We start from the raw sequence: 23,693 nt of genomic DNA, 5'->3' as shown, positions 1-23,693 counted from the left end.
AAATATATCATTAAACAACCGCGTTAATCCGTGAAATCCGTGCCTGAATCTTTTCTTTTATTTTAGAAGTTGAATTGTACTCCCACTCCCAATATTTCCTTGAACTGCACACGTGCACCTTTCGTACCGTCCTTTTGCGTAATCTTCACATCATCGTCATACATCAGGTTAGTGGTCAATGTAGTTGAGAACCACTTATTGATAATCATATTCACTTGCACTTCCCAGTTGACATCTATATTCAGAGGTTTATGCAGATAATCGGAATATAAGTCCAGACGTGAATATACAGTCATATTTTTCAGGAATTCATATTTCACTTCCCCTTTCAGGTTAGCTCCGAAACCGGACAGCAAATGTTTGCCGGGGTCAACCCCGTAAGCCCCTTCGTCAGATAGACGGTCATTCAGGACAAATGTGCCACGCCAGGAAGCAGGAGACAATACGACCGTAAATATCTTGCCCGGATCATACGTGAAGCCCAAACCCGTAGTCAGATAGCCCGGAGACATAAATTCGGAGATAGAAACATCCTTATTGACCGAATAGTCATATCCCGGAGAGAACTGGGTCTGAAAAGTGGCAAACGCACTCGCATACCAATTCTTGGCAATGGAATAACCATAATTCGTATTCAGATAGATTTTATCATTCGCCTTTCTTGTACCCTGATCGCCGGTCTTATTCAATCCATAAGCCAGTTCGATACGGTTGTTCCACAAATGCTTTCCTTTCTTATAATTAATCTGGTAAGTACCTTGTAAGTCAAAAGCTACGGAATTGTCACCACCGGCGGCCCAGTTGGTAAGGCTGACCTGTGTCAGTTTCAGCCCGGCAAATCCTTCTTTAGTCCAGGGAGAAGTTTGTGTACTATCGGCAGTCTGAGCCGAAAGAGTTCCAGCGCCCATACATGACAGGGCGATGAATAGAGTTTTCATCTTGTTCATGATAATTGTAGAGGTTTAGTGTAGAAAAAAACACAACCTAACAAGAACATAAGTTTGGCGAGATACCAAACTCATTACCAGTTCTCATTAGGTCAAAATCTTTAGATAAGTACCAGCCGCAATCACTTGTCAGCCGCAATTATTATTTTATACTTAATACTTATATTATTTTATCGCTGCCAGTGCCTTGTCATAGTCAGGCTCCTGTGTAATTTCAGGAACGAGTTCCGTATAAGCCACTTTGCCATCTTTGCCGATTACGACTACCGCACGTGCCAAAAGTCCTGCCAATGGGCCGTCAGCCATACGTACACCGTAGCTTTCATCAAAATCAGAGAAGCGGAAATCCGACAATGGAACCACGTTCTCGATGCCTTCGGTCGTACAGAAACGAGCGTGCGCAAACGGAAGGTCTTTAGAGATAGCCAGCACCACTGTATCCTTCATACCGGCAGCCATCTTGTTAAACTTACGTACAGACGTAGCGCATACGCTTGTATCCAGACTCGGGAAAATATTCAGAATCACATTTTTACCATTCAAGTCTTTCAGGGAGAAAGAAGATAAATCTGTTTTTACCAATTCAAAGTCAGGAGCGACTTTACCTACTTGTATAAATTCACCGATCAGTTTCACCGGTTGTCCTTTGAAATTTGTTGTTGCCATAATGCTTTTATATTTAAAATTTACTTTATATAGAAAACAACTATTACCCAAAAAATGTTCACGAAGAAACATTTCTAAATGCAGATTGTTATTCCACAACGAAATCACTTTAGTAATCAACTTAAAAAATAAAATGTATGGAAACTGTATTTAATGAGATTCAACACTCGGTAAAAAACTGGTGGACTTCCCTTCTTTTAGGTGTCGTGTATATTATTGTAGCCCTTTGGCTCATGTTCTCCCCCTTGAGCAGCTATGTAGCTCTCAGCATCGTTTTCAGCGTATCCATGCTGATAAGCGGTATATTGGAAATCATCTTTGCCCTTAGTAATAAGAAAGGTGTGCCCAGTTGGGGATGGTATGTCGTAGGCGGGCTGATCGACCTCGTTCTGGGTATCTACCTGGTTGCCTATCCGTTGGTCAGTATGGAAGTTATTCCGTTCATCATAGCCTTCTGGCTGATGTTCCGCGGCTTCTCCTCTACCGGCTACTCCATCGACCTGAAACGTTACGGCACCCGCGACTGGGGCTGGTATATGGCTTTCGGTATCCTCGCCATCCTCTGCTCGCTGCTGATATTGTGGCAACCTGCCGTCGGAGCACTCTACGCAGTGTACATGATTTCTTTTACTTTCCTCATTATCGGACTTTTCCGCATCATGCTTTCATTTGAACTAAAAAATCTGCATAAAAGAAAATAAAAATCTTTCGGCACTTACTTTGGTATTTTGTTTATCTTTGTAGGCAATTTACATAAATCAATTAATTAAAAAGGAAGAAAATTATGGCAATGCATACATGGTTTGAATGTAAAATCCGTTATGAGAAAGTAATGGAGAACGGAATGCAGAAAAAAGTAACCGAACCTTATCTCGTTGACGCGCTTAGCTTTACAGAAGCCGAAGCACGCATCATCGAAGAAATGACTCCGTTTATTTCGGGCGAGTTTACCGTTTCTGACATCAAACGTGCCAACTATAGCGAACTTTTCCCCAGCGACGAAGAAAGTGCCGACCGCTGGTTCAAATGCAAACTTATTTTCATCACACTGGATGAAAAAAGCGGTGCGGAGAAGAAGACTTCCACACAAGTACTGGTACAGGCTGCCGACTTGCGTGACGCAGTGAAGAAACTGGACGAGGGCATGAAGGGAACAATGGCGGATTATCAAATCGGCATGGTGTCCGAGACACCGCTGATGGACGTATATCCTTACAGTGCCGGCCCGAATGACAAACCGGAGTTTGATCCGTCAAAAGCATAAGTAACAATGAGTATTGCTGACAATTTAAAGCAAGTTCTGGCCGAACTCCCGCAAGGAGTCCGGCTGGTTGCTGTCTCAAAATTCCATCCCAATGAAGCGATAGAAGAAGCATATCAGGCGGGACAGCGTATTTTTGGAGAAAGCAAAGTGCAGGAAATGACAGCTAAATACGAAAGTTTGCCCAAAGACATCGAATGGCATTTTATCGGACACCTGCAAAGTAATAAAATCAAGTACATGATACCATACGTAGCGATGATACATGGAATTGACACTTACAAATTACTGGCGGAAGTCAACAAGCAGGCTGTCAAAGCAGGACGCGCCGTCAACTGCCTGTTGCAGATACACGTAGCGCAGGAAGAAACGAAATTCGGTTTCAGTCCTGAAGAATGCAAGGAGATGCTGAACGCCGGAGAATGGAAAGAACTGACCCACGTGCACATCTGCGGGTTGATGGGAATGGCCAGCAACACTGATAATATTGAACAAATCAACCGGGAATTCCGTTTACTTGATAAGCTCTTCAATGAGATCAAAGAAACTTGGTTCGCCGGCTCGGATGATTTCCGGGAATTATCAATGGGAATGTCACACGATTATCACGAAGCCATTGCCGCAGGAAGTACCTTGGTACGGGTGGGAAGCAAGATTTTCGGAGAACGCAATTATAATATTTAACCAATCATTATGACCATGACCGATTTAAAAACTACTTTCGCAGGGCTTTCTCTCAGAAACCCTATCATTATCAGTAGCTCGGGACTGACCAACAGTGTCGGCAAAAATAAAAAGCTGGCCGAAGAAGGTGCCGGCGCTATCGTCCTGAAATCACTGTTTGAAGAACAGATTATGCTGGAAGCGGAACAACTGCGTGATCCGGCTTTCTCTGCTGAAGGCAGCGATTATCTGGAAGAGTATATCCGTGAACACAAGTTGTCCGAATACCTGACTTTGATTAAGGAGAGCAAGAAGGTTTGCCCTATTCCCATCATTGCCAGCATCAACTGCTACACTGATTCCGAATGGGTGGACTTTGCCAAGCAAATCGAAGAAGCCGGCGCCGACGCATTGGAAATCAATATCCTCGCGTTGCAGTCGGACGTACAATATACGTATGGTTCTTTCGAGCAACGCCACATTGATATTCTCCGCCACATCAAAAAGACAATCAGCATTCCGGTTATCATGAAACTGGGCGACAACCTGACAAATCCCGTAGCACTGATCGACCAGCTCTACGCGAACGGTGCGGCAGCAGTTGTCCTCTTCAACCGTTTCTATCAGCCGGACATCAATATCGAGAAACTGGAGCATATCTCCGGTGAAGTATTCAGCAATGCTTCCGACCTCGCCACTCCGCTCCGCTGGATTGGAATCGCGTCGGCCGCAGTAGACAAAATCGACTATGCGGCATCCGGTGGCGTCGCCAATGCGGAATCTGTATTAAAAGCGATTCTTGCCGGCGCATCGGCCGTAGAAGTTTGTAGTGCGATTTATCAGAATACGAACGCATTCATTGGAGAAGCCAACCGTTTCCTCTCTGCATGGATGGCACGGAAAGGGTTCAACAGCATCGCCCAGTTCAAAGGCAAACTGAATACGAAGGATGTGAAAGGTATCAATACCTTCGAACGTACGCAATTCTTGAAATATTTCGGAAAGAAAGAATAAGCGGAAAAGTAAAAGGCAAAAATCAGGCACGGATTACACAGATTACGCGGTTTAAGATAATTGGAAAAACCGTGAAATCCGTGTAATCCGTGCCTATTTTATTTTTCGTTATTACATCAAGTTACTAGCCAACTCGCTCAACTCGCTTCGTTCACCCTTCAACAGGTTGACGTGTGCAAAGAGGTTCTGATCCTTCATGCGGTCAATCATGTATACCAGACCATTGGACTGACTATCCAGATACGGTTGGTCAATCTGCTGAATATCCCCCGTAAACACCATCTTCGTGCCTTCACCGGCACGGGTAATAATCGTTTTTATCTCATTCGGAGTGAGGTTCTGCGCTTCGTCGATAATGCAATACATCTCGCTCAAGCTACGTCCACGGATAAATGCCAGCGCCTCAATCACCAGTTGCTCGCTTTTCTGCATATCCTCGATACGCTTCACTTCCGTAGAACTGGCGGCAAACTGACGCTTAATCACGTTCAGGTTGTCAAACAACGGTTGCATATAAGGGGCAACCTTTTCTTGTGCATCTCCCGGCAGGAAACCGATGTCCTTGTTGGAAAGCGCTACAATAGGACGTGCCAGCAAAATCTGCTTGTAGTCCGCCAACTTGCCCAAAGCGGCTGCCAAAGCCAGCAATGTCTTACCTGTCCCCGCCTTTCCGGTCAGTGCCACCAGTTTGATGTTCGGGTCGTTCAGAATCTCAAAAGCAAAGCTCTGTTCGGCATTACGGGGTTCGATTCCATAATTCTTGCCTTTCATCACCCGGCAGATAGAATGCGTGAAAGGATTGTAACGTGCCAACACACTATTCCGGTCGCTCTTTAACACGAAACATTCATTAGGATGAATCAGGTCTTTAAAGTCAAACTCGCTCAGGTCGATACCTTCTTTAGAAGAATAGATACGGTCGATCAATGCCGGATCTACATTTTCAAAGATTTCATTGGACTTCTCGAAAATATCCACGTTGGCTACCTTATCCGTGATATAATCTTCGCAAAGCAGACCGATGGAGCGGGCTTTCATGCGCAAGTTCACATCCTTAGTCACCAGGATAGACTTCATATCCGGATATTTGGTGGTCAGGTACTCAGTCGCCGCCAGAATCAGATGGTCGGGTTTCTTGATAGGGAAAGAGTCCCACACTTTGGTAGCTTCCACCTTACTGGTCACCACGAACAGACGTCCCAAGCCTTCGCCCAGTTTCACTCCGTCAGTGAAAAGTTCGTCACTGGTCAGCACGTCCAGTTCGCGTACAAACTCACGGGCATTGAAATTGATCTGCTCGTTCCCTTTCTTGAACTTGTCCAGTTCTTCGAGTACAACAAGAGGGAGATAGATATCATTTTCCTGAAAATTCTTCAAACAATTACTGTCGTGAAGAATAACATTTGTGTCTAGTACAAAATTTTTCTTAGTTCCCATGATTTCTTAGATTTAAATGTTGATATTTGCAATCTCAAATCGCCAATCCCGCATATACGGTAAGATTGACGGTTCTAAAGATAAACAAATTAACGGGCAATAAAGATTGCCCGGAGTTAAATTTTATAAAACATGGACTATCAGAACACTTTAAAGTACTTATATGAAAGTGTACCTATGTTTCAGCAAATAGGAAGCAAAGCATATAAGCCGGGATTAGAGACTACACACAAATTGGACGAGCATTTCGGGCATCCCCATCGACAATTCAAGACGATACATATCGCAGGAACGAACGGAAAGGGTTCTTGCTCACATACTATCGCGGCGGTATTGCAGTGCGCCGGCTACCGGGTCGGATTATTCACCTCTCCTCATCTGATTGATTTTCGCGAACGCATCCGCATCAACGGCGAGATGATACCGGAAGAATATGTAGTCAATTTCGTGGAAGAGCACCGCGCTTTCTTCGAACCGCTGCACCCTTCCTTTTTTGAACTGACCACTGCTATGGCATTCCGTTATTTTGCCGATCAGAAAGTGGATGTGGCTGTAATCGAAGTAGGTATGGGCGGGCGACTGGACTGTACGAACATCATTCATCCGGATTTATGCGTCATCACCAATATCGGTCTTGACCACACCCAATATCTGGGTGACACGCTGACGAAGATTGCCAAAGAGAAAGCAGGCATCATCAAAGAAGGCGTTCCGGTCATTATCGGCAGAGCCCAAGGAGCGGTGAAACGTGTGTTCACCATGAAAGCAAAAGAAAAGAATGCGCCCATCGAATTTGCCGGCAAGGTTCCCCAACACTGGAGCATGGAAATACTTCCTTATTCGAGGTTGCAGGAAATAAGAACAGGAATGGACAAAAGTATAAAGAAAGCATACAAAATAGTCGAAGAAACAGACGGACTGTCGGAAGAAAAGAAAAATCAAATCCGGCAACTACTAGCCATGTTAGATACAGTAAACAGTATACGTGCGATAGACCAAATACTCGACAGAAGAAAAGATGCCATCAGGATCCTCAATAACATGTTTCCTTCCGGACTTTTCAGCGAATTGAGCGGGGCTTACCAATTCGAAAACATGCACACCACTCTAAAGGCTCTTGCAGCCCTGACCCATCTGAACTACAACATCACGCCGCGGAACTGTTTAGAAGGTTTTGCCAATGTATGTCGACTCACCGGCCTGATGGGGCGTTGGCAGAAAGTACACAGCTATCCGGACATTATCTGTGACACGGGACACAACGTCGACGGAATCGAATATATCCGCGTACAGCTCGATGCTATCCGCAAAACTTTCGACAAGGATATTCATATCGTATTCGGTATGGTCAATGATAAAGATATCAGCGGCGCCCTGCAAGTGTTGCCGAAAGATGCCACTTACTACTTCACCAAAGCAAGCGTGAAGCGTGCGCTGCCGGAAAATGAATTGATGGAACTGGCAGAAGAAGCCGGACTAAAAGGAACATCCTACCCTACTGTAGTGGATGCCGTGCAGGCAGCTAAAAAGAACTGCCCCCCAAAAGACCTTATCTTCGTGGGGGGCAGCAGTTTCATTGTCGCAGACTTGTTAGCGAACCGCGATACACTCAATCTCTACTAACGCATCTTTTGGCAGGGCTTTTACGGCAAACGCCGAGCGTGCCGGAAAAGCTCCGTCGAAATAGGTGGCATACACACCATTCATCCCCGCAAACAGGGACATATCCTGAAGAAAGACAGTAGTTTTGACAATGTTTGCCATTGTCAATCCTGCTTCTTCAAGAATGTGTTTCATATTCTCCAACGACTGGCGTGCCTGTGCTTCAATCCCTTCCGCCATCTCTCCTGTAGCGGCATCAATAGGCAACTGACCTGACACAAATACCATTCCATTGGCTTCTATCGCCTGACTGTAAGGCCCGATAGCTCCGGGCGCCTTCTCACTGCAAATTACTTTTTTCATATTTATTTCTGTTTTCTGTTTTACTGACTTTCAAAGATAGTAAAAAAAAGCCTCTCGCAAAACGAATTTCGCAAGAGGCTTCACTATTTCTTCTTAAAAAAGTTTATTCTGCTTTTTCTTCTTCAGGAGCTACGGCAGGAGCAACAGGTTCCGCCACTTTCACTTCTTCTCTCGAAACGTTTACTGTCACATTCACAGAAGTTGGTTGTGCCTGATATGGCATACGGTTTTTAGGATCTTCGCCATAAGGATTAGGGCCTACCGTACCGTCGGCAAACAGCATGTACAACGCAAAAATCCAGCCTACGATAGGAACACAGCACAGCAGAATCAACCAACCGGATTTATTCAAGTCATGCAGGCGCTTCACTCCCTGTGCCAAAGAGAACCACACGGAAGCAACCAAAGCTGCAAGACCAATCAATAAACCGATGACAGAACCGCCGGCCGAACCGCTAGCCGCACCCATAATGAATGTGCCCACACCCAGTGCCCATGCGATACTTGAAACGATACCACCAATGATACCAGACAGGAAATACTCGATTCTACGAATACGTCCGTCAAAAGAAAAAGGAGCTTTGAACATAATTTATTAAATTTATATGAATAAATAAGTGAGTCTTCATTCGTGTTCCTCTTATATAGAAAGCAAAGATATAAAATAAATTAAATAAAGAAAGGAAATCGCCTGAAATATTAAAAAAATGTCTCATTCCCGATACTATTCACAAAATCACGCCATCCCATTGCAGCACTGTTTCCCATTCAAATTGTGCAAAACGTTGGATTACTCGCTGTATAAAAGTGATGCCTCCACCAATTCGGACGAAGAGCCACTTCCCGACGATGGCGGCAAGGATGATGGCGGTGAAACTCCGGCTCCGGCAGCCTAATTATTAATTACCAATTATCCATTTTTAATTAAAACAGTATGAAAAAGCAACTTTGGAAAACATTCTCCAGTTTATCGTGACCATTGCGACGTCTATCATCTCAGCCATCGGTGTGACGTCCTGCGTAGGACAATAACCTTCTTTAGAACTAGAAGATAAAAACGAGTCTTTATACTATCATTAGATCAAGTAAAAAACGCAACCAAACGATGAGGTTTTTCTACTGTTATCCAACAATAAGTCTTACCTAAAAGTTCTTCTGCATACAATTCTGCATCATTCAGAAAAAAATCATCCAAATCTGATTCTCCACAATTAAAAGGCACGCAATTCTCTCTAACTTCTTTGTTATACAAAAGCATAGCACAATTATCATAAAGTGAAAAATCAGTCTCCATATTCCTAAAACTTAAACGTTTTAGATTTTTCTAGAACAGTCTGAAGACGTTTCTTGGATTTTGTGGACAAGACCGGAGTCGCTTTAGAAGCATTCTTTTCCGCACGGCGGATAAATTCCTCCGCTGTCCCTCCTTCCAAAACTGGAATACTTTTTATTGTTATAGCCATAGATCTTATTTTTAGTAAAAAGTTACTTCTTTTCTATAGAAAAGCCAAAATATCTCCATAAAACCTTCTTTTTCCTTATGAACTACATTCTTATACTAATAAATAAGTGTATACTGAAATTTATATTACTACAAATCTCCCGGTCTTCCTAAATAATAAGTGATAAGCCGTACCTCTCTCACGGAGAACGCCTTCGTTTTCGGATGAAAATCAGTAGCCAGTATTTCTTCCATCAACGGCTTGCACTTCCGCATCCAGCGCCGCAATTTATTGACCGAAGCCCGAACGGATAAATCAGGAAAACACATTTGAGCCAACTCTTGTTTATTATAACATTTCACTATAAAATCAGGATGTTCCATCGTTTCTTTATACTTGATTTACAGCTATAAAGATACAAAATTTCTGACAACCAGCCAAAGAATACATTCATTATTATTCCACACAACAAGGGGTATAAAAAAATATATCAACTATCTTCGCAGACCGTTGATATAGTGGGAAATTCACATCGGCTTTAACCTCCGATGACAGGGCGTGAATCAGAAATATACCGTCGTACATTCCTAATTCACAATGTAGGAGAATCATGCTTTTTACAGCATGAAGCTAGGGACCTACATTTTTTCATCTCACATACAAACACTCTTAGTTTTAATTGCATCTCAACATTATATTTTATACCTTTTATTTTCTAATTTATTCCATATATCTAAAACTTCTTGCCAAAGCAGAAATATAATAATATATCAACGATCTTCACAGACAGTTGATATAGTGGGAAATTCACATCGGCTTTAGCCTCCGATGGCAGGGCGCAAATTAGAAATGTACCGTCGTACAATTTCTAATCTACAATGTAGGAGAATCATGCTTGTTACAGCATGAAGCTAGGGACCTACATTTTTTTCATCTCACATACAAACATTCTTAGTACCAATTACATCTCAACATTATATTTTATCCCCTTTCTTTTTCCAATTGTTCCATATATCTAAAACTTCTTGCCAAAACATATATTCAAGAAAGTCTTCACCAATATCTTAAAATCAAACCACCAGGAACGATGTTGCAAATAGAACAAATCGTACCGCAAACGACGCAACATCTTATCCATTGTATCTGTATAGCCATTATACAAAGTTGCATAAGAAGTTACTCCCGGCCGAATCTGATACAAGTATTGATAACGCGGATCGTGCTTTATAATTTGATCAATATAAAACTTCCGTTCCGGACGAGGTCCGATGAAAGCCATATCTCCACAGAAAACATTCCATAGCTGCGGTAGTTCATCCAAATGATGTTCACGAAGAAATTTTCCAATATCTGTTAGTCGCCCATCTCTTCCTCCGGCATAAAGTCTGGGACCTGCCGACTCTGCATCCAATCGCATACTGCGGAATTTATAGATATTAAACGGTCGGCCGAAACGCCCGATACGTTCTTGCTTGAATATAGCCGGGCCACCATCCTCCCGTTTCACAGCTATATAACAAATTAAAAATAGCGGAGAAAAAACAACCATTAAAACTGCTGCAACTATGCAGTCCCCAATTCGCTTTACATTACGCTCAAAAGCATTCATTCCGTCCGGAATGAATTCCTCACTATACCCCATAATAATTTGATTAGAAAATTAAACGTAAATACCCAAACATGTATACGATATCTACAACTATACAAGTAATATTATTAACTATATTTTTTCCTGAAACTATTTATTTCATATATTTAAAAATACCACGAATCGCATAATTAATGAAATAGAAAGAACTCCGAAAATATCCCAATTTCTCAATATTCATATAAATATTCCAAACCCAAGATAGAACCTTCAGTTTATTTGAAGACAAAGAATTTTTTCTGACTCTATATTCCGCCAAACAACTTTGAGTATTCACAGCCAAATAACCTTTTCGTAAAATAGAAAGCCATAAAATATAATCCTCATGTCCGGCAGAAATAAAATATTGTTTTCCTGCTTTTAAAGTATCATATATTCCAGTTAAACACCCAATCACATTACCACAGAGCAATTGATGATAAGTGCATCTTTGAGGAGCCACTATTATTCGTCCACAACGATTACCAAATTCATCAATTTTCTCATAATTTGAATAAACGACTGCTACATTTAATGTATCAAAGAGAGAAAGTTGTTTTTCCAGTTTATCCGATTTCCACAAATCATCACTATCTATAAAAGCAATATATCGTCCCTTAGCCTCTTTTATTGCCATATTTCGAGGTATAGTAGCAGAACCGGAGTTCTCCTTTAATTTAATTAGCCGAATCCTTGAATCTCGTTCACAATATTCTTCAATTATTCCTCTTGTATTGTCTTGCGAACCATCATCAACAATTATCATTTCCCAATAAGGATACGTCTGATTTAAAATTGATTCTATCGTTTTAGATATAAACCGTTCTGAATTATAACACGGGGTAATAATAGAAACTATCTCTTTCATTTTTTCAAATAAGATGCCAACTTTTTAACTGTATTTCTGCTCCCCATGGAGAATGTGCCCACAATTTTGGTGCAATTACCATTTTTCCAGAAGAATCATTTAACCAAGCAGCCCACCAACTAAATGAACTATTAGCTATTATATTTATTCTACAACAAGACATCAGCTGCATATCAATATAACTTTCAAGCCCCGAATTCCAATCAACAAAAGTCAATGGGTTTCCTTTAACCAAGGGGAGTATATTTATCCTACACCACTCTATATCATTAGAAAACAGATAAAACTGAGGCGTGTCACAATTCTCCAGCACATATTCTATTGCTTTTTTATAATAGTCTATATCACAAATTCCACCAAATAATTTATGATTCAAATAATCTCCTCTACGAATATGCAAGCTAACAGAAGTTTCTGTACTCTGAATCTTCTCTATCAATTCTATATTACGTTTAGGAAGTTCTTTTTTGAATGTAAAAGCTGCTCTTACTTCTGCCTGAGCATCCACAAAATATTTTAGATTTTGCCAATATCCTTCATAGTACCGATCATTACTACTCCAAACTACTGGCATGAAATCAAAGTCATTTTTTTCAATACATTCAGTTTTTCTAGTAGGTAGCATTTTGCGAAGTGCCCTCTGTATTTTGTAGAATCTCACGAAAAAAGATAACCGTCTGATATCTTGTCGAGATGCATATTCAGCATCTACACCAAAGATGAACTTCAATTCAAATCCATTATGGAGACCATAAGTATCAAACATAGTTGTATCTATTTTTATTACTTCTTCCGGGTATTTCTTTTTTAAAGAAAGATAAAATGCATATTGAAACATCTGGTTTCCCAATCCACCTATAATCTTAACGATCTTCATTCTCTCTAAACATTATTATTTTTATCAATCAATTTTTCCAACTCATTAATAAAATCTTTAAATTGACTCTCCCAATCTTTTTCTTCTATTGCATAATTTTTCATTCGATTTTTCACCGACAATAGATTCTTACGATTCACTACAATTCCTTCTAATAATTCCCGTATTTCTTCAACCGAATACGGATTAACCACAAATCCGATTTCTCTTTTGGTCACTAAATCTCCTAAACAGGTTTTTTCTGAGAAAACACAGGGGACAGTATAATACAGCGATTCATGAAACTTATTAGAAATAGCGTATTTTACATTATAGTCTTTATTAGGATAAGCTGCCCATACAATATCTGAATTCTGATAAAAACGCTCTATTTCATCATATTCATAACGACCCGTAAAATAGATATTTTCACTTCCTTCACTATATTTCTTCAAGGCTTTCAGGTCATGTCCTTCTCCATGAAAATAGAGATTTATATTTGGATTATCTCTTACTGCAGAAACCAAATTTTTCAATATTTCCAAATAACGTACTCCACCAATATAAGATATATTCAACTTTCCGGATTCACATTCCATATTTTTATCTATATGAAAAGCGGTAAAAACTGGTTTATTCTCCAATACCACATGACTATATTTTTCGCATTTATATAGCGATTCATAAAATCTAGAAGCAAACACAATCATATCGGTATTTCTCAAAGTTAAACGTTCAACTCCTTTTAATATAGCTAGTAAAACTTTTGAGGGCACGGAAGGTATATCCAAATTCTCATATACTAATATTTGCGACTTCTTTTTAAAGATGCTAGACAGCAAAAGCATGTCCCAATGTGACGCTATAATAACATGAGGTTTAATTTCTATATTGCACTTTTTTAAATAGAAGAAGTATCCAAACAGGTTAAAGAGTTTTTTCAACAGTTGCCCCCCGGGAGAATTCTTTTTATATATATTATAATTAGGAAGGGCAGAAATATCCTTATTTTCTCTATTCCAGGCACAAAAAGACATTTGTATCCCTTTCCCACTATAATATTCACAAATGCTATTAGCTATTTTTGTATTCCGCGTGTTAATCGGATATGCACTATCAATTACCAAAAAACGAACTGTTTGTTCCATCTTCTTATCTAAATTGTATATTTTCTACCTTAAATATTAACTGATATGGTACATAAAGCGATTTGAAAGCATTATTAGAACCAATATAAACCATAGCCAGGAAATAGCCTAAAAAACAGATTGCATAAAATAATCTGTATTGAATTGAATATTTTTGTAACACATAAGGAACTAAAAGGCAAAGATAAATCAGAAAGTACATTCCCAAACGGCTACCTAATGACGGTCCCAATATGAAAGGAAACAATAATGCGATGCCAATTATAGTAAACAATTTATTTTCAGATTCATCTATTCTTCTCAAATAACTCAATAATAACAAAGATAGAAATAGAGCTATCTGGACATATCTGACAATTCCTCCGCCAGTATAGTCCTCCAGTTTATCTATATAATAAGTATATATGCCTAATGTATAAAGTATTCTGAATAGGATTTCTTTTGCAAGAAATAATGTAGGAATAATAAATACGATCATACGGAGATTCAAAAAACGATAAACGGGATAGATAAACAATGCAGCTAATGCAGAAGCATGAAATAATGCAGCCAATGAGACTACAAGGGCATACTTGAAAAATGATTGCTTTAAAACATACTTAAATCCCCAAAATGTTATGCTAAGTGCTAGTACTTGGCGTACAGACGTAAATGATTCTAAATAAAAGAAAGCAAGAAATACCAATATTGAGAATTGAAAATTCACAGATTTTTTTTTCAACGAATGGAAAAATATCAAATAAGTGGGTAATCCGAAAAGGACAAAAAGTAAAGGTGGACTATCAAATAAAATTGCGATAACACAGAATGCTTGACTCAATGGTTCCAACCTTATTATCTGATTCACCTGCACTTTATCTATATAATCATAATAATTAACATAATCCCATCCTACATCAAAACGGAATATCCCTATAAAGACGATAATAAATAATCCTATGATTTCTAAAAAAGACGCTTTTCTACTATCTACCGGAAAAAATCTCGATAAAAAGAAAAAAGTAAGTACAATGAAAATAAATAGAATATAAAATTGCATCTAGCCCTGCTTCAATACTGTAACTATCCTACTACATGCCTTTCCATCTCCATACGGATTAATAGCCTTATGCATCACATTATAATAATCATTATTATCTAAAAGTGACGAAACTTCATTTATTATTTTTGTACAATCAGTCCCCACTAATTTCACTGTTCCAGCCTGTAAAGCTTCCGGCCGTTCCGTTGTATCACGCATTACTAACACAGGCTTACCAAGTCCCGGAGCTTCTTCCTGTATTCCTCCACTATCTGTCAATACAATTGCGCTTTTCTCCATCAAATAAACAAATGTTATATATTCTAACGGCTCAATAAAAAAGATATTTGATGTGGAATAGCCATCAAAAACCTTATGAATAGGTTCTCTTACATTCGGATTCAAATGCATTGGATACACAAAATCAACATCCGGGTATTTCCCTGTCAGCCGTTTTATAGCTGTACAAATATGAATAAAACTCTCGCCAAAATTTTCTCTACGGTGTCCAGTTATCAATACCAGTTTCCGTCCATGTGCCAATCGTTCTACATCATATCCGGCCTGTTCCAGTCTTTCCGCCAATTGTCTACCTAAAACATCATTTTGCTTAATCATGTCTACAACCATGTAAAGGGCATCTATAACTGTATTACCAGTCACCATTATCTGTTTCTCCGATACACCTTCACCCAATAAGTTAGACTTACTTAGCAAAGTAGGAGCAAAATGATAAGTAGCAATTCGTCCCGTTATTTGCCGATTCATTTCTTCCGGCCAAGGACTATAAATATTATTTGTTCGTAATCCGGCCTCGACATGTCCAACAGGAATCTGCTGATAAAAAGCTGCCAATGCAGCAGCTGTTGATGTGGTTGTATCTCCATGCACCAGTACAATATCAGGTTCGACTTCTCTTAAAACATCACGCATACCAGTCAAAACTCTAGCAGTCACATCATACAGATCTTGCCCTTGTTTCATTATGTTCAAATCATAATCTGGTTGGATATTGAAAAGTTGTAATACCTGATCTAACATTTCTCGATGTTGACCTGTTACGCATACAAAAGTTCTCACTGATTCTGGATATTTTTGAAACTCCTTCACTAGCGGAGCCATTTTTATAGCTTCAGGCCTTGTGCCAAAAACTAACATTATTTTCTTCATCATCACCGTAATATTTTTCTAAAGTATAATCGTATTTCATTTGTAACCAAATAAACTCTCAAAAACGGTATCAAGAAAGGAGACCGGAATAATTCACAAATAACTAAAAGTATCTTGTAAAGTCCAGGCATAGAATGTATCTTTACAGAACAATTTAATAAATTCAAGTAAGAATCCAGAATCTCATTTCTTCTTTTATGAGATATTTTCTTATCACAAATAAGCGATAAAATAGCCCGCAGAATGTACACATTTCTTTCAACTTCTATAAACGTAAGAAACCGTTCATCTTTTATACTAAGATTTTCACAATTCTTTTTTCGCAAGTTAAAAGATGACTCAACATAACAAATAAATATGTTATGCGGTATATAGACAGAAGTTAGAGACTCCTGGTTCCTCCTCACATATAAATATCCTGCTTTCTTTACAAAAGCTAATGTCTGCACATGCAACAAAAATTGCAATGAGAAAATGTGATCTTCACCAAAAGAAAGTCTTGAATCAAATAGAAGTTGATTATCAACAATGATTTGTCTTTTAAATAATTTTGCCCAAGGAGAATTAAAAATATGCTTTTCCTCAGCATACATATAAACAGATGCTTCATTCATAGTAATTATTTGCCCCTGTTTCCCAAAGGATACTATATCTTGTACTCTCTTACCATCATCAACTATCTGATACCCCTGCATATACAAATCTGTATTTACTGCATCTTTCCAGAAAGAACTGAGATAATCAGGCGTAACCATATCATCAGAGTCAATGAAACAAATATAATCACCTACTGCCTGAAATAGCCCCCAATTACGAGCTACTGATACACCTGAATTTTCACGATGAAATACTCTTATCCGCCTATCCTTAGAAGCAAATGAATCACAAATTTTTCCACTTAAATCAGAACTTCCATCATCAATCAATAATAATTCCCAGTCAGTAAAATCCTGATTTAAAATACTATCAATGCACTCTGTCAAATACAACTCGCTATTATATATAGGAACAATAATTGAAACTTTCATTATTTTGTTGTATTATAGATATGAGAAGTCAAAAATTTAAATATTCCAAAAGGTAAATTAGATAATAAGATTTTTGCTCTTGTTAAATTCGTAAGCCCTTTTCTAAACGTATAACATCCTCCCATCTCCTTACCCAATTTTGTATACATCTCATCATTCATATCTTGTTCGACAAGTATTCTTCTAAGTAAATACTTTGTATCGATCATATATTTAATCAATAAAGGGAACTCTTCAAACAGTGCATTTTTCTTTATAAATTCTATTTTAAGAAAGAATATTTCATAATAACTTTTCAAACTCTTAATAACATTCCGTGGATCTGTCATTATCGAATTCTCCCGAATACGATAGCCATATGTCTTCTGTACACATATTCTTAAACTAGCGCAATAATAAAAGAGTAAGAAAGACCATAATGAGTCTTCATGAATCAGTCCTTCACAAAACCATAATTCATGCCGATAAAAAAATTGCCTCTTCACCAATTTATTCCAAGCCATTTCATATAGTTCATACGAAATAAAAGCATTAAATATATCTTTCTGAATATTGAAATGAGTAATAGTAGTTTTCAATTGAGGAATATTTTGATTAGAACCGATTAACTCAAAATCTCCCATAACTACATCAGGTAAGTCCTTCAAAGCCAAGTCAGCCAATAATGCAATAGCATTCTTCGCTAAAATATCATCAGAATCTAAGAAGTATAAATAATCTCCTGTCGCTACTCTAACACCTGAATTTCTCGAAGCTGATAATCCCCTATTTTCTTTATGATCTACTATTTTGAAAAGAATGTTCCCATCATAATCGGACAATATTTTATGGACAACCACCATACTTTGATCAGGCGTGCAATCATTTACTATAACACACTCTATATCGCCCTTATAATTTTGGTTGATAACGGACAATAAACAACTTTCAATATATTGCTCAACATTATAAACCGGTATTATTATAGAAACACTAATCATCTTGTCAATCAACAAAGTTTGCATCATCTATATCTTTCAGCCAAGTTTCATAGAAAAACTTGTTTTTTCCGTATGAATTATCAAAAAAGACAAAAGTTTTTCCTAGCAGAATAGATAATATAGCAACATGAAGTCTTGTTGTATATACCTTATCATAATTACTCAGAAATCTTATTCCTTTTTTAACTAAATAGGGTTTCAAATAATTGGAAGCAAAAATATCTGCCATGCTATATTGGTGAAATCTTACTAGTTTTCCCAATATTTTAAATTGAAAAAAATCAGCTTCCATAGTAGGCCAGTCTTTTACATCTACTATGTTTTTATCTTCAACAACATAACTTTCATAATCCTTCTCACAAAGCTCGATATCATTTCTCTTTAAAAACAAAATTTTAGAAGTAGAATTACAGTTATACTTTTTCAATATTTGTTGTGAAATACAAAATGCCATATCTGGTAATAGGAGTAAATTGTTCTTAAAAAAATAAGAATTTAAAATTTCAAGTGATTGGGTATCACGAACACAGATAGTCAAATTAGAATGTCTACTCATTAAATACGCATCACTTTCAAGTATTCCTGTATCTTGGTAATAAATGCTTTGCGGTAATATAATAATTTTATTATCAGGATATAATTCTATTACTTTTAATCTAAACTCCTGATGCATACGCCAAAGATCTCCAAAGTTTCCACCACCTTGTAATAGGATGGTCGTATTTTTAGGTAATGGTCTATAAGTAAAAGTCTGATATGCACATTTCGATATGCATTGAGCAGACAAATCCTTTAAAAAGCACTCAGTTCCCTCCCAAATTAAAATATCACCTATATTAGTATAGTAGGGAAGATCCCATAATACATAAGAATCCGATATCAAAGGAGTCAACGCATTGACTATCGAATTTCTCAAAAAAGAAGCCTTTTCTGAAAAAGTCATTTTTTTATATACTTAAGAATTGAGTTTATTGTTTTTTTCACCTTACCTTTCACCTCTCTTTGAACAGCTAACTTATGCAATTTTTTATTTATAGCCTCTTTTTCTTGTTCTGTATATTCTTTATTAGATTCATATAATCTAGTACTCATGAAACTTTTCATTTCAGGTTTAAGCCATTCACTGCCATCACTACAAATTCTATTTCGCAGATCTGCATAAGTAGGAGCATCTAACTCAGGTATATCTCCTAATACTATATATGAATGACCATTATAGCAATGATATTCTAAGCAATTATTACCCATAGGACAAAAGTGAATAGGCTTTTCTATATCTTCAAAAATATTTTGATGAACCAACGACTTGTAACATTGTGTCATCATTCCAGTTCCAAGATTTAAATAGAAAGACCAGTCACCAGCATAACAAAATTCAGTTCTCTTTACTTCGAATATTTTCATTTTATAATCAAAAATAGCAGATTTAAATTTGCCCCAAATTTTACCATATTCATCTTTATTCAAACTAGTTAAAATAGGTAGCTTTTCAGGATCTCTTTCATCCCTGGCAATTGTCACATGAGGAATTGCACCAACTTCTTCAACTGCTTTCTTGTTCATTTCATCAATAAAAGGAATTAATTCATCTGAAGGCGTCACTTCCAAAGTGAATGAACACCCTGCATCCCTTACCTTTTTAATATTAGAGAAAAAGCGATCTAATAGTTTTCTTTCTTTCAGTTCTAAATAATGATATGAGAATTTAAAGAATAATCTTTTCAACAAATCTGATGGAAAAGATGAAATTTCATCGAAGCGTTTGGAAATAGTAGCATTGGTTACCACCATAACATAATGCCCTTCTTCTAAAAGAACACGAATATATTCCAGCAAATCTTTTGATATTAATGTCTCTCCTGCAGCACAAAAATTTATTAAACATATTCCTCCTAATCTCTCTTTAGACAATGCTCTTTTAACAGTCTCTGCAGAATAAATTAATTCTGGTACCTTATTAGCAAATAATCCATGTTGCACAATATAACAGTAATGACAACGTAAAGTACAAGTTGTTATCGGAACATAACAATCAATATATCGCTTTATTTTATCCATATTATTTTAGAAAGCTAAATTTATAATTATTTTTATTCAACCACTTTATGCTTTGTTTTAACTTCACTCTATTAAAATAATTTTTAGTCCCCTCCAAAGCCCACTCATGCGTGAAAAGTATTATAGTATCTTTATCCTGAAGGCCCAATAGTTCAAAAGGAAAGTATTTCATTCTTTCTATTCTGATATCCGTTTTATAATAAAAATACTATCACAAATATATGTTCGTTGATTATATAAACTATCACTTTGTTGTTGGTTCAAATTATAACTTTTTCTTCCTCTATCATCTGCACCTAATAAGCGATATATTTGATGTTTCTTAAGGACATGAATCATACTACTATCAGCAAAATAATAATGCAACCTTAGACAAGGGGCTAAAGATGCCTCCCCTCCCCAATAAGATATAGAATTATTTACTTTTGATAGAGAACGTTCAAATTCAAGTGCCTGCTTTTTCTCATCAAATTGTGGTTTAATTGCATGATATCCAAATTTCATCCATTCAGAGTTCTCCATAAATTCAGTTCTAAATTTGTTTGGAACTTCCGTTATGACAAAATCATTTGCAGATTCATATACATAAAGACTAAAGACAGCACCATAATCATCATGCAATTCTTTTAGCGACTCAAAAAATGGATGTTGAAATATAGATGTATAGCGCAAGGTGTCTTTCAAGTCTTTAAGACAAAGGTAGACGTCATCAAAACTTACATGAACTATTTTACTTTTTGAGTTTGATGCAGTAGGTAGTTGAATATAGGTATATACAAAAAATATAGCAATCAATATAACAGCACCCCACAAGCCAAAGAGGATCTTTTTATTTTTTCCCATACACTCTGTTTACGATTTTTTTTATAATACTAGATTTCACAAATATTTTTTCTTTCTGATTTAATCCTATAAACCAAGCATTTATAAATATACAAAATATACTACCAACAGCAACACAGATTAACCTTACAAATCCTTCATTCATACTACAATGAATCCAATATGGCAATATAAATGAAAGTAAGCTCACAATGACTGATACTCCCAAAACATTTACAGTAAACTGCTTAATTGAAATTTTTATTAAAGAGTTTAGAATTATGACACGAATAACTATTGATATCGTTGATAATAAAATCGCAATCAAAAATGTGACATAAGGTGGATAACCCAATTTCAGAAAGACATAAGAGATAGGAAGATTCAATAGTAACAAGCCTCCTACCATAATCTGATATAATCTTATATTTCCTGTAGCCTGGACAGTTGCACCAATAACATAAGTAAATGATTCTATAAGAGAATTTATAATAATCAAACGAATAAATAAAACAGTATATTCAGGTACTTGCCCTAACCATATTGCCAATATATATTCCGTCTCTAGCACAATAGGTATCGAAAATAACAATAATAAAAAATACGAAAACTTTGCCCCACTAAAGAGAAGCAGAAACATTCGATTAAAATCTTCACATGCATACGACTTCACAATCTGCGGATTCATTGCCATCGTAAAGTTCTGAGTAAATCCATTGAGTGCCGTATTAACCTGATTAGTAATACCTCGTGCCGCATTAACAATAGGACCAAAGAAAATATTCAAGACCATATTTACTCCCTGATCTTTCAATACATAAGCCATACTTCCCCATAAACTCCAACCGGAATAACTGAGCATATTTCTAAAAGTATCTTTATCATAAAAAGGTTTGGGATTATATTCATTGAATTTTTTCTTACAATAAATATGATAAACTAAAAATAGAAAACCGGTCATCAAAAATAACAAAAAGCCATATACAACTAGTTTGTCATAGCTACAAGTGCTTATAATAAAAGCTATGAGTAATTTGCATGCTGCATCCAAAATCCCCATATATGCATAAATTCCCATTTTTTCATGAGCAATTATTTCCGCATTCAATGGAACTTGCATAATTGTTACTACACAACTAAGAATCGAAAATTGAAAAATCATATTAGCGGCAAATAGCCTTTCAACAGGTATAATCAATTTATTATTTACAAACCATAGACCGATTGTCTCCGCCAACACTAGAATAATCACAGCCAATATCAAGTGTATAGTAAAAGCAGTACGAAAGTTTTTCTTTAGTTCAATGACGTTTTCTCGGCCTAATTCATAAGTTATAAAACGGGAAGTTGCAGAACTCAAAGCTGCGTTAAAGAAGGAGAACAAAGTTACAACTCCTGCTACAACATTATAAATTCCATAATCTTCTATACCTAAAGCCTTTAATACAATCCTAGAAGTATATAAATATACAATCATTATGATGCTTAGTCGAATATAAAGCATCATTGTATTTTTTGCTATAAGATTGTTTTTTGAGCTAGACATAGAATAATAAAAAGTAGAGCACTGATAATCAATTACCTTTTCTTATATCCATTTTTAATCTATTCCATATTTCTTTTCCAAACAAGTCCCAGCCAATAACAAAAAATATGGATAGAAATACAAATAATAATACACTGACTTTTATTCCCATACCAGAAGTTTCCAAAGGAATAACAGCAGGTTCAACCACTGCAAATACAGGTTTTTCTTCTTGCACTTTTGCTCTGGCAACTTGCAACTGATTGGCCACCTGACTATATACCTGATAAGCTAAACTTCTATCATTCTGTAGTCGTTCCTGTTCTGTACGTACACTTTGAAGAATTAAATTATCATGAGCATCCACATAATCTGCATATTTCTTTTGAGCAATATAATACTCTTCTTGACGCTCTTTAAATAGCTTTTCTAAATAAGTACAGTCATCTATAGCTTTTGAAGTTCGATAACTAATAATGTATTCCTGCAATTTATGAACCACAGAGTCAGCTACAATTGTTGCTATAACAGGTTCTTGTAAAGTGACAGCTATATTCGTAATAGCTGTTTTATTATTCACTGATGCAGTTATTGCTTTTCTTAACAAATTCAATTTATCAAATTCGTCTCTCGTTAATATAATAGTCGTCTGATCCATTTTTCCAGCAATAACATTTTTATTTTCATCACTAAATAAAGACTTTACTCCACCTATAATCATTCCCGGCATACCAATCACGTAATTCCACCAAGGAGAAGACTGTTCATCCAAATAATCTTCTAAAGTAGTATTTGCCTTTTCAACAGGTACATCAATTTTCATTTTTAGAAGTTCAAGTAAGAAAGGAGTGGAAGAAACAATATCAGATGAGAGAGAAGCATTTAACGCATCGACTCCCTCCCCCATGTTAGCTCCATTTCCCAAAAAAGAAGCTGCAAGCCCTGCCAACCCATTACTTTTGGTATTACCCATCTCAGGAGAAAGAGTCACTTTAACTGTATACTGTTTAGGAATACTCAACGCAACAATAATACCGATTAATACTCCAATACCAGCAGCCTTATACATTTTTTTACGAATACCGATTATTTTACGAAAAATATCGACTAAATCAAGCCCCATTCTAGGCTCTTTTTTCTCGTCCAATTTAGAAGACAATTCTTTATCAGTATTTTGTTTGCTATTTTCAACCAT

General features: G+C 37.0%; 26 protein-coding genes and 2 pseudogenes. 7 read left to right on the top strand and 21 right to left on the bottom strand.

What is annotated here, in order from left to right; all coding sequences use genetic code 11:
- Positions 1 to 62 precede the first annotated feature (62 nt).
- Positions 63 to 947: a DUF3078 domain-containing protein gene (locus AB5443_RS10580; RefSeq protein WP_277135314.1), complete on the bottom strand. Its 885-nt coding sequence runs from the start codon at positions 945 to 947 to the stop codon at positions 63 to 65.
- 165 nt (positions 948 to 1,112) lie between these two features.
- Positions 1,113 to 1,613, bottom strand: a complete 501-nt coding sequence (tpx, locus tag AB5443_RS10575) for a thiol peroxidase (RefSeq protein ID WP_022137852.1) — start codon at positions 1,611 to 1,613, stop codon at positions 1,113 to 1,115.
- Positions 1,614 to 1,750: 137 nt separating this feature from the next.
- Here tpx and AB5443_RS10570 point away from each other — a divergent pair, with 137 nt between their 5' ends.
- The 4 genes from AB5443_RS10570 (at position 1,751) to AB5443_RS10555 (ending at position 4,551) form a co-directional block, all read left to right on the top strand.
- On the top strand, positions 1,751 to 2,314 hold the full coding sequence (locus AB5443_RS10570; RefSeq protein ID WP_022137851.1) for an HdeD family acid-resistance protein: 564 nt from the start codon (positions 1,751 to 1,753) through the stop codon (positions 2,312 to 2,314).
- An 83-nt stretch (positions 2,315 to 2,397) separates the two neighbouring features.
- Positions 2,398 to 2,877, top strand: a complete 480-nt coding sequence (locus AB5443_RS10565) for a DUF4494 domain-containing protein (protein WP_005678170.1) — start codon at positions 2,398 to 2,400, stop codon at positions 2,875 to 2,877.
- Between the two features lie 6 nt (positions 2,878 to 2,883).
- A complete protein-coding gene (locus tag AB5443_RS10560) occupies positions 2,884 to 3,558 on the top strand; it encodes a YggS family pyridoxal phosphate-dependent enzyme (RefSeq protein ID WP_277135318.1) in 675 nt (224 codons plus the stop codon).
- 15 nt (positions 3,559 to 3,573) lie between these two features.
- On the top strand, positions 3,574 to 4,551 hold the full coding sequence (locus AB5443_RS10555; RefSeq protein ID WP_277135319.1) for a dihydroorotate dehydrogenase-like protein: 978 nt from the start codon (positions 3,574 to 3,576) through the stop codon (positions 4,549 to 4,551).
- Between the two features lie 111 nt (positions 4,552 to 4,662).
- Here AB5443_RS10555 and AB5443_RS10550 read toward each other — a convergent pair whose 3' ends face one another.
- Positions 4,663 to 5,988 carry a PhoH family protein gene (locus AB5443_RS10550; protein WP_022137848.1) on the bottom strand — a complete coding sequence of 442 codons (1,326 nt, stop codon included), beginning with the start codon at positions 5,986 to 5,988 and terminating at the stop codon, positions 4,663 to 4,665.
- Positions 5,989 to 6,120: 132 nt separating this feature from the next.
- Here AB5443_RS10550 and AB5443_RS10545 point away from each other — a divergent pair, with 132 nt between their 5' ends.
- A complete protein-coding gene (locus tag AB5443_RS10545; protein ID WP_022137847.1) occupies positions 6,121 to 7,611 on the top strand; it encodes a folylpolyglutamate synthase/dihydrofolate synthase family protein in 1,491 nt (496 codons plus the stop codon).
- Here AB5443_RS10545 and AB5443_RS10540 read toward each other — a convergent pair.
- Positions 7,579 to 7,953 carry a RidA family protein gene (locus AB5443_RS10540; RefSeq protein ID WP_022137846.1) on the bottom strand — a complete coding sequence of 125 codons (375 nt, stop codon included), beginning with the start codon at positions 7,951 to 7,953 and terminating at the stop codon, positions 7,579 to 7,581. The two genes, AB5443_RS10545 and AB5443_RS10540, sit on opposite strands and share 33 nt — an antisense overlap.
- Before the next feature lie 103 nt (positions 7,954 to 8,056).
- On the bottom strand, positions 8,057 to 8,542 hold the full coding sequence (locus AB5443_RS10535) for a DUF805 domain-containing protein (RefSeq protein WP_022137845.1): 486 nt from the start codon (positions 8,540 to 8,542) through the stop codon (positions 8,057 to 8,059).
- Between the two features lie 181 nt (positions 8,543 to 8,723).
- Here AB5443_RS10535 and AB5443_RS10530 point away from each other — a divergent pair.
- Positions 8,724 to 8,849, top strand: a pseudogene (locus tag AB5443_RS10530) (DNA-binding protein); the annotation flags it as partial.
- A gap of 76 nt (positions 8,850 to 8,925) precedes the next feature.
- Positions 8,926 to 8,985: a DUF6486 family protein gene (locus tag AB5443_RS10525; RefSeq protein WP_338128005.1), complete on the top strand. Its 60-nt coding sequence runs from the start codon at positions 8,926 to 8,928 to the stop codon at positions 8,983 to 8,985.
- A gap of 52 nt (positions 8,986 to 9,037) precedes the next feature.
- Here the strand turns inward: AB5443_RS10525 and AB5443_RS10520 are convergent.
- The 16 genes and pseudogenes from AB5443_RS10520 to AB5443_RS10445 form a co-directional block, all read right to left on the bottom strand.
- Positions 9,038 to 9,247, bottom strand: a pseudogene (locus AB5443_RS10520) (N-acetyltransferase); the annotation flags it as partial.
- A 4-nt stretch (positions 9,248 to 9,251) separates the two neighbouring features.
- Positions 9,252 to 9,416, bottom strand: coding sequence for a hypothetical protein (locus tag AB5443_RS10515; protein WP_195663992.1), 165 nt, complete (start codon positions 9,414 to 9,416; stop codon positions 9,252 to 9,254).
- A 128-nt stretch (positions 9,417 to 9,544) separates the two neighbouring features.
- On the bottom strand, positions 9,545 to 9,778 hold the full coding sequence (locus AB5443_RS10510; RefSeq protein ID WP_277135324.1) for a DUF4248 domain-containing protein: 234 nt from the start codon (positions 9,776 to 9,778) through the stop codon (positions 9,545 to 9,547).
- A gap of 632 nt (positions 9,779 to 10,410) precedes the next feature.
- Positions 10,411 to 11,037 (bottom strand): sugar transferase, encoded by a 627-nt coding sequence (locus AB5443_RS10505; RefSeq protein WP_022137841.1) that lies wholly within the window; start codon positions 11,035 to 11,037, stop codon positions 10,411 to 10,413.
- A gap of 100 nt (positions 11,038 to 11,137) precedes the next feature.
- Positions 11,138 to 11,890, bottom strand: coding sequence for a glycosyltransferase family 2 protein (locus tag AB5443_RS10500; protein WP_022137840.1), 753 nt, complete (start codon positions 11,888 to 11,890; stop codon positions 11,138 to 11,140).
- Between the two features lie 4 nt (positions 11,891 to 11,894).
- Positions 11,895 to 12,767, bottom strand: a complete 873-nt coding sequence (locus AB5443_RS10495) for an alpha-1,2-fucosyltransferase (RefSeq protein WP_022137839.1) — start codon at positions 12,765 to 12,767, stop codon at positions 11,895 to 11,897.
- A 5-nt stretch (positions 12,768 to 12,772) separates the two neighbouring features.
- Positions 12,773 to 13,894, bottom strand: coding sequence for a glycosyltransferase (locus tag AB5443_RS10490; RefSeq protein WP_022137838.1), 1,122 nt, complete (start codon positions 13,892 to 13,894; stop codon positions 12,773 to 12,775).
- Between the two features lie 4 nt (positions 13,895 to 13,898).
- On the bottom strand, positions 13,899 to 14,933 hold the full coding sequence (locus AB5443_RS10485) for an EpsG family protein (protein WP_022137837.1): 1,035 nt from the start codon (positions 14,931 to 14,933) through the stop codon (positions 13,899 to 13,901).
- Positions 14,934 to 16,085, bottom strand: coding sequence for a non-hydrolyzing UDP-N-acetylglucosamine 2-epimerase (wecB, locus tag AB5443_RS10480; RefSeq protein WP_195408507.1), 1,152 nt, complete (start codon positions 16,083 to 16,085; stop codon positions 14,934 to 14,936).
- A gap of 2 nt (positions 16,086 to 16,087) precedes the next feature.
- Complete coding sequence (locus AB5443_RS10475) at positions 16,088 to 17,113, bottom strand: glycosyltransferase family 2 protein (protein ID WP_022137835.1); 1,026 nt, start codon at positions 17,111 to 17,113, stop codon at positions 16,088 to 16,090.
- Positions 17,113 to 18,117: a glycosyltransferase family 2 protein gene (locus AB5443_RS10470; protein ID WP_368114559.1), complete on the bottom strand. Its 1,005-nt coding sequence runs from the start codon at positions 18,115 to 18,117 to the stop codon at positions 17,113 to 17,115. Before AB5443_RS10470 ends, AB5443_RS10475 begins: the two co-directional genes overlap by 1 nt.
- Positions 18,098 to 19,036, bottom strand: a complete 939-nt coding sequence (locus tag AB5443_RS10465) for a polysaccharide pyruvyl transferase family protein (protein ID WP_022137833.1) — start codon at positions 19,034 to 19,036, stop codon at positions 18,098 to 18,100. The genes AB5443_RS10470 and AB5443_RS10465 overlap by 20 nt, the downstream gene beginning before the upstream one ends.
- Positions 19,033 to 20,151: a radical SAM protein gene (locus AB5443_RS10460; protein ID WP_277135325.1), complete on the bottom strand. Its 1,119-nt coding sequence runs from the start codon at positions 20,149 to 20,151 to the stop codon at positions 19,033 to 19,035. Before AB5443_RS10460 ends, AB5443_RS10465 begins: the two co-directional genes overlap by 4 nt.
- A gap of 177 nt (positions 20,152 to 20,328) precedes the next feature.
- Positions 20,329 to 20,994 carry a hypothetical protein gene (locus tag AB5443_RS10455; RefSeq protein ID WP_277135326.1) on the bottom strand — a complete coding sequence of 222 codons (666 nt, stop codon included), beginning with the start codon at positions 20,992 to 20,994 and terminating at the stop codon, positions 20,329 to 20,331.
- Positions 20,981 to 22,480 (bottom strand): hypothetical protein, encoded by a 1,500-nt coding sequence (locus AB5443_RS10450; RefSeq protein ID WP_277135327.1) that lies wholly within the window; start codon positions 22,478 to 22,480, stop codon positions 20,981 to 20,983. Before AB5443_RS10450 ends, AB5443_RS10455 begins: the two co-directional genes overlap by 14 nt.
- A 67-nt stretch (positions 22,481 to 22,547) precedes the next feature.
- On the bottom strand, positions 22,548 to 23,693 hold the full coding sequence (locus tag AB5443_RS10445; RefSeq protein WP_195408493.1) for a chain-length determining protein: 1,146 nt from the start codon (positions 23,691 to 23,693) through the stop codon (positions 22,548 to 22,550).

This window comes from Bacteroides sp. RTP21281st1_H5_RTP21281_210402, assembly GCF_040918965.1.
Taxonomy (GTDB): Bacteria; Bacteroidota; Bacteroidia; order Bacteroidales; family Bacteroidaceae; genus Bacteroides; species Bacteroides congonensis.
The sequence above is the reverse complement of the archived record's forward strand: the minus strand, read 5'-3'. Positions and strand labels throughout refer to the sequence as shown.